We start from the raw sequence: 10680 nt of genomic DNA, 5'->3' as shown, positions 1-10680 counted from the left end.
CGGACATCACCACGCTCGACTTCGCCAAGGCGATGATCGACGAGGGCTTCCACCCGATGACCATGTATTTCCCGCTGGTCGTCCACGGTGCCATGCTGATCGAGCCCACGGAAACCGAGTCGAAACAGGAACTGGATCGCTTCATCCATGCGATGCGGCTGCTGGCCCAGGCCGCCAAGGCCGGCGACGTCGACCGCTTCAAGGGCGCCCCCTTCCACGCGCCGCTTAAACGCCTGGACGAAACCCGCGCCGCCCGCTCGCCGGTCCTGCGCTGGACCGCGCCGCAAGGGACCAATATCGCGGCGGAGTAGGGCGCAGGTTGGCGACCGGACGGTGAGGGACTAGGCTTCAACCATGTCCGCCTCAGACGCCGTGCCCGTTCTGCAACGCCTGATCCCCGGGCTGGCGGCCGTCTATGTGTTCGGCAGCGAGGCGCGGGGCGATGCGCGACCCGACAGCGACCTTGACTTGGCCATCGTGCGCCGGCCCCAAGCCGCGCCGCTCGACATCCACGGCATTCGCGAGGCCATCGAGATGGCGCTGAACCGGGATGTGGATCTGGTCGATCTGGGTCTCGCCTCGCCGATCCTGGGTCGACAGATTCTGGTCGAGGGTCGACGCGTAGCGACCTTCACACCTGCGGTCGCGGATCTTCTGGAGGTCCGGCTGATGCGGGACTACGAAGACCTCAAGTATCGGCGAGCGGGCATCGAAGCCGATATCTCCGAGCGCGGGCGGGTCCTGTCGGCATGAGCGACGACGTCCTTCTGGCCAAGGCGCAAACCGTAGAACGCTGCAGTGCGCGGGCGCGAGAAGAGCTGTCGGCCAGTCTGGACTTTGACAGCGACCTGACGCGGCAGGACGCGGCCATTCTCAACATTCAGCGCGCCTGCGAGGCCTCTGTCGATATGGCGTTCCGCTGGGTTCGGTTGAGGAGCCTCGGCGCGCCTGCGACCAATCGCGAAGCGTTCGATCTACTGGTTCAGGCCGATCTGATCGATGCCGATCTCGCCGCGGCTCTCAAGCGGATGGTCGGGTTCAGGAACGTCGCCGTCCACAGATACGCTGATCTGGACATCGATGTCGTCAAGCGGGTGATTCGGGTCGGGCTGGATGACCTCGCCGCCTTCGTCGCCATCGCCCTGCGCGCCTAGAGGCCCATCATGCCGGACTGGAACATCAACGACATCCCCGACCTCTCTGCCAAGCTGGCCGTCGTCACCGGCGCGACCGGTGGGCTGGGGCTGGAAACGGCGCTGGGCCTCGCGGGTGGCGGGGCCGAAGTCGTATTGGTCGGGCGCAACCCGGCCAAGGGCCGCGACGCCGCGAGCCTGATCCGCGCCCGCCATCCGGACGCCAAGGTCTGGTTCGAACAGGTCGATCTGGCCAGTCTGGCCTCGGTGCAGGAGTTTGCGGACGACCTGCTGGACGAGGGTCGCGCGATCGACATCCTGGTCAACAACGCCGGCCTCATGTCCCTGCCGACGCGCCAGGTCTCGGTCGACGGCCATGAACTGCAATGGGCCACCAACTACCTCAGCCATTTCGCCCTTACGGCCCGGCTGATGCCCTTGCTGAAGGCGGGGCGGGCGCGGGTGGTCCAGTTGTCGTCGATCGCGCACCGGCAGGGCCGGATCCGCTTCGACGATCTGGACTACGCGACGGGGTACAAGGGCTGGCCGGTCTATGCCCAGTCCAAGCTGGCCATGCTGATGTTCGGGCTGGAACTGGATCGTCGCAGCGCGGCGAATGAATGGGGCCTGACCAGCGTCGTCGCCCATCCCGGCTATGCGCGCACGGACCTGATCCACAATGGCCCGGTGTCCGGACGCCCCTTGGCCCAGGCGGTCATGGGCAGGGTGTTCCGCCCCCTGATCGAGCCTCTGTTCAGCCACTCTGCCCAGGCCGGGGCCCTGCCGATACTGATGGCCGCGACTGCGGCATCGGTGAAAGGTGGCGACTATCTCGGCCCTGCTCGGCTTCATGAACTGAAAGGCCCGCCGGGCCCCGCCAAGGCCGAGCCCCAGGCCCTGGACGAGGCGGTGGCCGCCCGTCTGTTCAACGAGACGGAAACGATCGTCGACGTTCGCTTCGCCTGACTTCCGCCCTGCTGCTGCCGGGCAGCTCCTGAGATGTGGCGAGATTGACGCGCTGTCTGACGAACGCCGCGCCTTACAAAACCTTCACCGTTCAGCCTCGGTTCAGCCACCGAAGCAGATTGTAAACACCCATGTGGCAAGGTCGTCACGGTCGTGGTTTTCGCCGCCGATCGTGGACCCGGAGAACTCCGGCGACGTTGTCCAGAACTGACTGACCTTCACTTGGATCGCCCGTGACCTTCGCGCCCGCCCTTTCCGGCTTCTCGTCCCGCTCGCGGGACCCGCTGCGTGCCCTGCGCCGCAGTGCGATGCTGGCCGCCGGGGTGCTGGTGATCATACTGGGCATACTGATCGCGCCCCTGCCGGGTCCCGGCGGGGTCCCGGTGATCGCCGTCGGTCTGGTGCTGGTGCTGCGCAGCTCCTACTGGGCCAAGCGCCAGTTCATCCGCGCCCAGCACGCCCGCCCGCGCTACGTCTATCCGTTCCGTCGCCTGCTGCGAAAGAACCCGGAGATCGGACCGATCTTCTGGCAACAGGCTCTGCGGGCCGAGAAGATGGTCCTTCGCCGCCGTCGTGGGCCTCTCGGGCGTTTCCGCAAGACGCTTCGCCGTGTCTGGCGCCGGACCTTCCGCAAGGCCTGACGCGCCCCTTCATCGCGCCGCCGCATCGCATCTGCGAAGCACGCGTTCGTGATTGTGGCCGAATGGCGCCCTGATCTCAGAGGCGTAGACTCCCTCCCGCGTTATCGGAACAGACAAATGCGTTGGGAGGCGCTGTCGTTATGATGTCACGCGTACAAAAGGGTGTGGTCGCGGGTTTTGCGGCCACCGTGGTGGTCTCGATCCTCGAGGCGATCAACATGATGGCCGGTCCCTGGGTCACGCCTTACCCCGACATGCTGGCGTTCATGATGGGCATGGAGGGCAATCACGTCATCGGCTGGATCGCCCACGTCGTTGCTGGCACGGTCGTGCTGGGCGCGCTGTACGGGATGGTCTGCCCGCGTCTGCCCACCGACCTGCCGGCCACCAAGGGCATCGCCTTTGCTGTCGGGGCCTTCTGCGTTCTGATCGTCGGCCTGCTGCTGTTCGGCAATCCGTCGGTATTCAGCGGCAGGGACGGCGGCATGACAATCGCCTGGCTGTTGATCTCGAACGTCATCTTCGGCTTCGTGATGGGCTCGGTGTACGGCAACCTGGTCGAGCGCGAGAAGCGGGCGGCCAAGCTGATGGACGGCGTTCCGGCGCACTGAACGAAAAAGGCCCCGCTGTCTCCAGCGGGGCCTGATCGGTTCGAAGACGAACGGGTCTAGTTCAGTCGGTTGGCAATCTGGCCGATCGCGGCGTCGAGCAGCGGATCGCTCTTCTGGCCCGAAACGCGGGCGGTCAGGATCTGTTCGGCGGCGCGGGCGGCCAGATCGGCGGCGGCCTGCTTGACCTCGGTCATGGCCTGGGCCTCGGCCTGGGCGATACGACGCTCGGCCAGGGCCTGACGGCGGGCGAGGGTTTCCTCCAGCTTGACCTTGGCGTCGGCCTCCATGACGCGCGCATCGGCCTCGGCGGCGCGCAGCATCTCGGCGGCCTGGGCCTCGGCCTCGGCCTTCTCGGCACGGATCGTGGCCAGCAGGGCCTCGGCTTCGGCCCGCAGACGCTGGGCTTCATCCAACTCGGCCTGGATCTTGGCGGCCTTGGCATCCAGCGCCCCGGCGACCAGTTTGGGCACGCCCACAAAGATGCAGATGCCGATGAAGATCAACAGGCCGACGCCGACCCACAGCTCGGCCTCGGCCAGGTTATAGAAATGAGCGGTCAGAAACGCGGGCATATCAGGCGACTTCCCCAGACTTGCTGGAACTGACGGCGGCGGCGACTTCGGCGGCCGTAGCGGCCTTGCCGGTCAGGCGCTCGACCATGGCGGCGGCGGTGTCGGTGGCGATGGCCGAGACGTTGGTCATGGCGGCGTCGCGGGTCTTGCCGATGGCCAGTTCAGCCTCGGCGATACGGGCATTGACGACGGCCTCTTCCTCGGCGGCGCGACGGTTGGCTTCCTCGGTCACCCGGGCCTTGGCGGCGGCGGCAGTGGCGCGCGACGAGGCACGGGCCTCGGCGACCTCGGCCTTGGCGATCTCGGCCTGCGACGCGGCTTCGGCCTGGACCTGACGGGCGGTGGCAACGGCGGTGGAGATGGTGCTGGCGCGCTCGTCGAACACCCGGCGCATGCGCGGGGCAAAGACCTTGGCGATCAGCCAGTAGAGAATGGCGAACAGGAAGACCAGATAGACGATCTGACCGACCCAATGCTGGAATTCGAACTGAGGCAGGCCGCCGGACTCGTACGCGGCCTCGGTCGAGGCGTGCGTCGTGTTCACCGTACCCACCTGTGCTGAATGCTCGGAGTTGGGGGAGAGGGGAACCAGGTCGGGTGTGTGCGTGGCCATGCTTCGTCTGTCTTGCAAATCAATCGAAAAGGCGCGGCTCCGGTTTTCCGGCACCGCGCCCGTTCGGAATGCGGCCTTAGGCCGAGTAGATCAGGATACCCAGAACGAACGACAGGATGCCCAGGGCTTCAGCCAGGGCGGCGCCGACGAACAGGTTGCCGATTTGCGAGCCGGCGGCCGACGGGTTGCGCAGGGCACCCGTCAGGAACGAGCCGAAGATGTTGCCGACGCCGATGCCGGCGCCGATCATGCCGGTCATTGCGAGGCCAGCGCCGATGAGCTTGGCGGCTTCTGCTTCCATAATCTTTAGTCCTAGTCTGGGGTTGGTTGGTTAGGGACGAAAACTGAGGTGGGGCTTTAGTGCCCGTGGCCCAGGTTGACCACATCATTCAGATAGATGCAGGTCAGAACGGCGAAGACGAAGGCCTGGAGGAAGGCCACCAGGAACTCCAGCGCGGTCAGGCCGACGGTCATGCCCATCGACAGCAGGGCGATTGGCAGGCCCAGCCAGCCCACGGCACCCGTGACGCCGATGACGACGAAGCCCGCGAACACCTTCAGCGCGACGTGGCCGCCCATCATGTTGCCGAACAGACGAAGCGTCAGGGTGATGGGGCGCAGCAGGAAGGACACGAACTCGATGATGACCACGAAGGGCAGCACAAAGATCGGCACGCCCGACGGCACGAACAGCTTGAAGAAACCCAGGCCGTGCTTGGCGAAACCGATGGCCAGCACCAGCAGGATGGTGATCACCCCGAAGGTGGCGGTGACCGCGATCTGGGACGTCGCCGTGAAGGTCAGGAACAGGCCGATGAAGTTCATGGCCAGGATGAAGGTGAAGACCGTGAACACGAACGGGAACAGCTTGCGTCCCTCGTGACCGATGATGGAATCGACGATGCCGTCGATCATTCCGAACAGGGTCTCGCCCGCCGACTGCATCCGGCCCGGCACGACCGTGGCCTTGGCGGTCACAAGTTGCAGGAACAGGATGACCAGGCCGAACGCGATGGTCATGGCCAGGTGCGAGTTCGTGAAGGCGATCTGCTGCTCGCCGACGACGGGCAGGTTGACCGTCCCGAAATCGATCAGGGGTTCGATCTTAAACTGGTGCAGCGGATCAGCCATGGGCCCCTTAGTCTTCTTCGTCTTCGTCGAAGGGAACCGACTTCGGCTCCACTCCAGTTGCTCTTGCCTGGGCCATCAGGCGTTGCGCCGTCGACCAGGCCATAAATACCGAAACGGCGAAGCCCAGAAGGACGCCGCCGATCAAACCCCACGGCCCGGTCTCGAAGAACCGGTCCACGATCGCCCCCAACGCCAGGCCGACGAACACCCCACCGAACAGGTCGGCGATGATCCGCCAGGCCTGCCCGGCAGCCGCCTGACCCGCCGCTTCATGCGAAACGGCGTTGGCGGTCCGCGCCTCCAGCGAGGATGCGCTGGCGGAAAGGCGTTTGATCGCCTCTTCGCGCGATTCCTGAGGAGTGGCCATGGGTTGTGTTTGCCCGGTGTCCCGGCAAGCCGGAACGGGTCTGAATTTCGCGCGGAACCTATCGTCGAGGGGGCGATTGGTCAAGGCGTGTTACAGTCCGCTGAAGTCTCTGATTTCGCGGCAGATTATTGCGGGAAGGCCGTGGCGTGGCGAAGCGTCGCTATGACTGCCGGCCGATCGCCGGATTGGCCTGCGGGCGTGACCGGGGTGTGACATCCTGTCCTCGCGAGCCGTGGTAACGACCGCCCGGGGGACACCATCATGCAACAAGACCTGACCCAGGGATCGATTACCGGGCGCCTTCTGGGCATGGCCGCCTTCATCGGTATCGGCCTGATTTTCCAGACCCTGTATTTCCTCGTCGATCTCTATTTCGTCGCCGGTCAGGGCCCTGAGGCGATCGCCGGTGTCGGTCTGGCCGGCAATGTCTTCTTCCTGGCCATGGCGGCGTCCCAGATGGTCGGGGTCGGGGGCCTGTCGCTGATCGCCCGGTCGATTGGTGCGCGGGACCTGGATCAGGCCCGCGCCGTCTATGGCCAGGCCATGCTGCTGTCGCTGATTCTGGCGGTCGCCAGTCTGGTACTCGGCTATCTGTTCTCTCGCCCGGCCCTGGCATTGCTGGCCGCCGACGAGGGCACACTGAAGGCCGGGGTCGTCTATCTGATGGGCTTCCTGCCGGCGGTCGCCCTGATGTTTCCGACCGGGATCATGGCCTCGGCGCTCCGGGCCGCGGGCGTTGTCCGCCCTGCCATGCTGATCCAGGCGGGCACCGTGATCCTGAACGTGATCCTGGCGCCGGTGCTGGTTGCCGGCTGGGGCACGGGCCATGCGTTCGGGGTCTTCGGGGCAGGTCTGGCCAGCTCGATCGCTGCCGGGGTCGGGATGGTGGCGACGATGCTGCTGTTTCCGCGCGTCCAGACCATCTTCGCCCGGCCCATCCCCCTGCCGCGTCCCGACTTCGCCCGCTGGCGGCAAATCGTCGGCATCGGACTGCCGTCAGCGGCGGAGTTCCTGCTGATGTTCATCACCACGGCCGTCATATACGGCGTGATCCGCCATTTCGGACCCGAGGCCCAGGCCGGATACGGCGTGGGTTCGCGCGTCATGCAGGCCGTCTTCCTGCCCGCCATGGCCGTGTCCTTCGCCGTCGCGCCGGTGGCAGGCCAGAATTTCGGCGCGGGCCGGGCGGATCGCGTCCGCCGTACGGTACGGGACGCGGCGGTGATCTCTTGCGGGCTGATGCTGGTCCTGACCCTGGTCTGCCAGATATGGCCCGAGGCACTGATCCGCGTCTTCGCACCGGATCAGGCGGTGATCGACATCGGTGCCGGCTTTCTGCGCATCATCTCGCTGAACTTCCTCGGCACCGGTCTGATCTTCATCGCCTCAGGCACCTTTCAGGCCCTCGGCGACACCCGACCGGCGCTGTACGGCAGCGTCTCGCGCCTGTTCCTGTTCGCCGGTCCGGCCATCTGGCTCTCGGCCCAGCCCTGGGCCCGGCTGGAGCATATCTGGTGGCTGTCGGCGACGGCGGTGGTGATCCACTGCCTGATTGCCCTGTGGTTCCTGCGCCGCGAACTCAGCCGCAAGCTTGCGGGACTTGTTCCACCCGAGCCAGTGGCCGCCGGTTAGGCCAGGCGGCGCGGGTCGATCATCGCATGATCCATCCGGTCTGCCGTCTGGATCAGGGCCGGATAGGCATAGCCGCTGGGCAGCGGCCAGGTGGCCAACACCAGCGGATAGCGGGGGCCCTTGCCGGGCGTCTGCGCCGCAAGGGCCTCGGGGTAGGGGGCGTCGGTGAAGATGAAGCCGGATGACACGACCGCCTTCCGCCTCCGCCACCGGTTCCTGTGCCAGGACCAGCCCCGGGGCTGCGGTAACCGGACCCACAGCGCCCAGACCCAGTCTGCGACGCGTGACGTTGGTCATCGCCGCATCGCGGCGCTGGCGTCGCGGATATTTGCGCCTTCAACAGCGAACATCTTGTCGCCCGCGCCGACATAGATCGGGATCCGGTTCTGCAACGACAGAAAGACGTGGGTCTCGACGGGTCCGGCCGACACGATCTGACTGACGACCAGCCCCACCGACTGAGCCCCTCGCGGCACCTGATTCTTCGGCAGGTTCAGGCATGTGTTGGTCAGCTGGTCCCGGCGCAGCACGGTTCTGCCGTCGGCACTGATCCTGAAACGGTAATGGCCTCCCATCGGAACGATATTGGCGTCGGTCGTCGAGGTCAGCAGCCAGGCCAGCCAGCCGTCACTGTCGGGATCACGTGCGACGACCGCATTCAGCCTCTGCGAACAGCGAAGAGAGCCGATGTTGGCCGCCGCCGTCAGCCGCGCATTCCAGCGCGCCGTCTCCTCGTCGCTCAAAGTCCCGTCAGCGGCGGGGACCACCGCTCCGGCCCGACCGTCCGTGACCAGCACGTCCCAGCCTGCCTGCACGCCATTGGCTGCGGGCTTGAAGAAGCGAACCCTCTGGTTCTGGCCTTCAGGAATGACAACCCAGCCACGGACCTCGCCGATCCAGGCCTGCCCAAGTGCCGCTACCAGGGCATCGGTGGCGACCCACGAAGCCGTGTCCTGGCGAAAGATTTCCTGGCCCATGGCAATGACCTTGGCCTGCGTCCACTCCTCGATCGGTACGGGCGTCGGGGCCGCGTTGCGCGACGCCTGCGCCCGAGACGGTGTGGAGAGGGATACCACTGTCCCGAGCAGGGCCAGCGCTACAATGCAAATGGCCGAAAACCGCATCGCCTACTCCCGAGTTACGGGATCAGGCGTAACTTCACACGTCCAGATCGGCAACCGCGAACTGGGCGTTGTCCTGGATGAAGCGGAAGCGGGCGTCGGCCTTCTTGCCCATCAGCCGCTCGACCAGATCCTCGATGTCGTCCTCACTCTCGGGCAGAGTCACCCGCGCCAGGGTGCGCTTCTTGGGGTCCATGGTGGTCTCCTTGAGCTGGGAGGCCATCATCTCGCCCAGGCCCTTGAATCGGCCCAGCTCGACCTTCTTGCCCTTGAAGGTGGTGCGCATCAGCTCCTCGCGGTGCGCCTCGTCCCGGGCATAGTCGGAGAGCGGCCCGCTTGACAGGCGATAGAGCGGCGGCAGGGCCATGAACAATCGTCCCTGGCGGATCACCTCGGGCATGGAGCGATAGAAAAAGGTGATCAGCAGCGCCGCGATATGGGCCCCGTCCACGTCGGCGTCGGTCATGATGACGATCCGCTCGTAACGCAGCTGGTCGATATCGAAACGCGGCCCCGGCGTGACGCCGAGCGCCAGGGTCAGGTCCGACAGTTCGATATTGGCTCTCAACTTGTCGGCTGTGGCCGAGGCCACGTTCAGGATCTTGCCGCGCAGGGGCAGGATGGCCTGGGTCGTGCGGTCGCGCGCCTGTTTGGCCGAGCCACCGGCCGAATCGCCTTCGACGATGAACAGTTCGGTGCCGTTGGCCGACTGGCGCGAACAGTCCGACAGCTTGCCGGGCAGGCGCAGCTTGCGCGTCGCGGCGGCCCGCTGGACCTCCTTGTCCTTGCGCCGCCGCAGCCGGTCCTCGGCCCGGTCGATGACGAAACCCAGCAGGGTGTTGGCCTGTTTCGGGCTCTCGGTCAGCCAGTGGTCCAGCGGATCGCGCAGCAGGGCCTCGACCAGCCGTTGCCCCTCGGGCGAGGACAGCCGGTCCTTGGTCTGGCCCTGGAACTCGGGATTGCGGATGAAGACCGAAATCAGGGCCCCGGCGTTGGCGATGACGTCCTCAGCGGTGATCTGGACCGCGCGTTTTTCGTTGGTCAGTTCGCCGTAGGCTTTCAGTCCCTTGACCAGGGCCGCCCGGAACCCGGCCTCATGGGTTCCGCCGTCGGGCGTCGAGACGGTGTTGCAGTACGACTGCACGAAGCCGTCGGCCTCGCCGAACCCGATCGGCGACCAGGTCACGGCCCATTCGACCGCCCCGGCCTCGCCCTTCCTCTCGACCCGGCCGGAGAAGGCCGGGGTGACCGTCTCCATCTCGCCGATTCGCTCGGCCAGGGCATCGGCCAGGCCGTTGGGGAAGTGGAAGGTGGCGGTGGCGGGCGTCGCGTCGGTGATCCGCTCTGGCGCGCAGGTCCAGCGGATCTCGACGCCCCGGAACAGATAGGCCTTGGACCGCGTCATGCGGAACAGCCGCGCCGGCTTGAACGCCGCCCCGACGCCGAAGATCTCGTGGTCGGGATGGAAGCGGATCAGGGTGCCGCGTTTTTTTGACGGTTGCACCTGGGCGATCGGGGCCTGTGGCAGGCCCCGGCTGAACGACTGCTTCCACTCGAACCCGTCGCGCCAGACGGTGACGTCCAGCACATCCGACAGGGCATTGACCACGGACACCCCGACGCCGTGCAGGCCGCCGGATGTCTCATAGGCCTTGCCCGAGAACTTGCCGCCCGAGTGCAGCACCGTCATCACGACCTCGAGCGCCGACTTGCCGGGGTGCTTCGGGTGGGGATCGACCGGGATGCCGCGTCCGTCGTCCTTGACCGACAGGAAGCCGTCGGCGTCCAGGTCGACGGTGATCAATTTCGCATGGCGGGCCACGGCCTCGTCCATGGCGTTGTCGAGGACTTCGGCGAACAGGTGGTGCAGGGCGCGTTCGTCGGTGCCGCCGA

General features: G+C 66.2%; 14 protein-coding genes and 1 pseudogene. 7 read left to right on the top strand and 8 right to left on the bottom strand.

Annotation, left to right across the window (positions count from 1 at the left end; genetic code table 11):
* The 6 genes and pseudogenes from JHC99_RS14170 to JHC99_RS14145 form a co-directional block, all read left to right on the top strand.
* Positions 1–311, top strand: a pseudogene (locus JHC99_RS14170) (aminomethyl-transferring glycine dehydrogenase subunit GcvPB); the annotation flags it as partial.
* Positions 312–354: 43 nt separating this feature from the next.
* Positions 355–753: a nucleotidyltransferase family protein gene (locus tag JHC99_RS14165; protein WP_292155040.1), complete on the top strand. Its 399-nt coding sequence runs from the start codon at positions 355–357 to the stop codon at positions 751–753.
* The gene (locus JHC99_RS14160) at positions 750–1154 is read left to right on the top strand and encodes a DUF86 domain-containing protein (protein WP_292155039.1); all 405 of its coding nucleotides are present in this window, start codon (positions 750–752) and stop codon (positions 1152–1154) included. Before JHC99_RS14165 ends, JHC99_RS14160 begins: the two co-directional genes overlap by 4 nt.
* Before the next feature lie 9 nt (positions 1155–1163).
* Positions 1164–2099 (top strand): SDR family oxidoreductase, encoded by a 936-nt coding sequence (locus JHC99_RS14155; RefSeq protein WP_292155038.1) that lies wholly within the window; start codon positions 1164–1166, stop codon positions 2097–2099.
* 233 nt (positions 2100–2332) lie between these two features.
* On the top strand, positions 2333–2740 hold the full coding sequence (locus JHC99_RS14150) for a PGPGW domain-containing protein (protein WP_292155037.1): 408 nt from the start codon (positions 2333–2335) through the stop codon (positions 2738–2740).
* A gap of 143 nt (positions 2741–2883) precedes the next feature.
* Positions 2884–3351, top strand: coding sequence for a DUF6789 family protein (locus tag JHC99_RS14145; protein ID WP_292155036.1), 468 nt, complete (start codon positions 2884–2886; stop codon positions 3349–3351).
* A 56-nt stretch (positions 3352–3407) separates the two neighbouring features.
* On the opposite strand, the gene JHC99_RS14140 is transcribed toward JHC99_RS14145, so the two are convergent.
* The 5 genes from JHC99_RS14140 to JHC99_RS14120 all read right to left on the bottom strand — a co-directional run bounded on the left by JHC99_RS14140 (position 3408) and on the right by JHC99_RS14120 (position 6034).
* A complete protein-coding gene (locus JHC99_RS14140) occupies positions 3408–3923 on the bottom strand; it encodes a F0F1 ATP synthase subunit B (RefSeq protein WP_292155035.1) in 516 nt (171 codons plus the stop codon).
* A 1-nt stretch (position 3924) separates the two neighbouring features.
* A complete protein-coding gene (locus JHC99_RS14135; protein ID WP_292155033.1) occupies positions 3925–4536 on the bottom strand; it encodes a hypothetical protein in 612 nt (203 codons plus the stop codon).
* Positions 4537–4612: 76 nt separating this feature from the next.
* The gene (locus JHC99_RS14130) at positions 4613–4837 is read right to left on the bottom strand and encodes a F0F1 ATP synthase subunit C (protein WP_269516148.1); all 225 of its coding nucleotides are present in this window, start codon (positions 4835–4837) and stop codon (positions 4613–4615) included.
* Between the two features lie 56 nt (positions 4838–4893).
* A complete protein-coding gene (locus JHC99_RS14125; protein WP_292155032.1) occupies positions 4894–5667 on the bottom strand; it encodes a F0F1 ATP synthase subunit A in 774 nt (257 codons plus the stop codon).
* 7 nt (positions 5668–5674) lie between these two features.
* The gene (locus JHC99_RS14120; RefSeq protein ID WP_292155031.1) at positions 5675–6034 is read right to left on the bottom strand and encodes an AtpZ/AtpI family protein; all 360 of its coding nucleotides are present in this window, start codon (positions 6032–6034) and stop codon (positions 5675–5677) included.
* 261 nt (positions 6035–6295) lie between these two features.
* On the opposite strand from JHC99_RS14120, the gene JHC99_RS14115 reads away from it, so the two are divergent.
* A complete protein-coding gene (locus JHC99_RS14115) occupies positions 6296–7666 on the top strand; it encodes an MATE family efflux transporter (protein WP_292155030.1) in 1371 nt (456 codons plus the stop codon).
* On the opposite strand, the gene JHC99_RS14110 is transcribed toward JHC99_RS14115, so the two are convergent.
* The 3 genes from JHC99_RS14110 to JHC99_RS14100 all read right to left on the bottom strand — a co-directional run.
* Positions 7663–7854 carry a hypothetical protein gene (locus tag JHC99_RS14110; protein WP_292155029.1) on the bottom strand — a complete coding sequence of 64 codons (192 nt, stop codon included), beginning with the start codon at positions 7852–7854 and terminating at the stop codon, positions 7663–7665. The two genes, JHC99_RS14115 and JHC99_RS14110, sit on opposite strands and share 4 nt — an antisense overlap.
* A 105-nt stretch (positions 7855–7959) precedes the next feature.
* The gene (locus JHC99_RS14105) at positions 7960–8790 is read right to left on the bottom strand and encodes a hypothetical protein (protein WP_292155028.1); all 831 of its coding nucleotides are present in this window, start codon (positions 8788–8790) and stop codon (positions 7960–7962) included.
* A gap of 34 nt (positions 8791–8824) precedes the next feature.
* Positions 8825–10680, bottom strand: a 1856-nt coding sequence (locus tag JHC99_RS14100) for a DNA topoisomerase IV subunit B (RefSeq protein WP_292155027.1), incomplete at its 5' end; no start/stop codon positions are given.

This window comes from Brevundimonas sp., assembly GCF_016463485.1.
In the GTDB taxonomy this organism is placed as follows: domain Bacteria; phylum Pseudomonadota; class Alphaproteobacteria; order Caulobacterales; family Caulobacteraceae; genus Brevundimonas.
The sequence above is the reverse complement of the archived record's forward strand: the minus strand, read 5'-3'. Positions and strand labels throughout refer to the sequence as shown.

Coding starts and splice junctions, on each gene's coding strand:
- JHC99_RS14125 (WP_292155032.1), bottom strand. CDS start 5,667: ATGGCTGATCCGCTGCACCAGTTTAAGATCGAACCCCTGATCGATTTC.
- JHC99_RS14135 (WP_292155033.1), bottom strand. CDS start 4,536: ATGGCCACGCACACACCCGACCTGGTTCCCCTCTCCCCCAACTCCGAG.
- JHC99_RS14145 (WP_292155036.1), top strand. CDS start 2,884: ATGTCACGCGTACAAAAGGGTGTGGTCGCGGGTTTTGCGGCCACCGTG.
- JHC99_RS14165 (WP_292155040.1), top strand. CDS start 355: ATGTCCGCCTCAGACGCCGTGCCCGTTCTGCAACGCCTGATCCCCGGG.
- JHC99_RS14105 (WP_292155028.1), bottom strand. CDS start 8,790: ATGCGGTTTTCGGCCATTTGCATTGTAGCGCTGGCCCTGCTCGGGACA.
- JHC99_RS14155 (WP_292155038.1), top strand. CDS start 1,164: ATGCCGGACTGGAACATCAACGACATCCCCGACCTCTCTGCCAAGCTG.
- JHC99_RS14140 (WP_292155035.1), bottom strand. CDS start 3,923: ATGCCCGCGTTTCTGACCGCTCATTTCTATAACCTGGCCGAGGCCGAG.
- JHC99_RS14130 (WP_269516148.1), bottom strand. CDS start 4,837: ATGGAAGCAGAAGCCGCCAAGCTCATCGGCGCTGGCCTCGCAATGACC.
- JHC99_RS14160 (WP_292155039.1), top strand. CDS start 750: ATGAGCGACGACGTCCTTCTGGCCAAGGCGCAAACCGTAGAACGCTGC.
- JHC99_RS14120 (WP_292155031.1), bottom strand. CDS start 6,034: ATGGCCACTCCTCAGGAATCGCGCGAAGAGGCGATCAAACGCCTTTCC.
- JHC99_RS14115 (WP_292155030.1), top strand. CDS start 6,296: ATGCAACAAGACCTGACCCAGGGATCGATTACCGGGCGCCTTCTGGGC.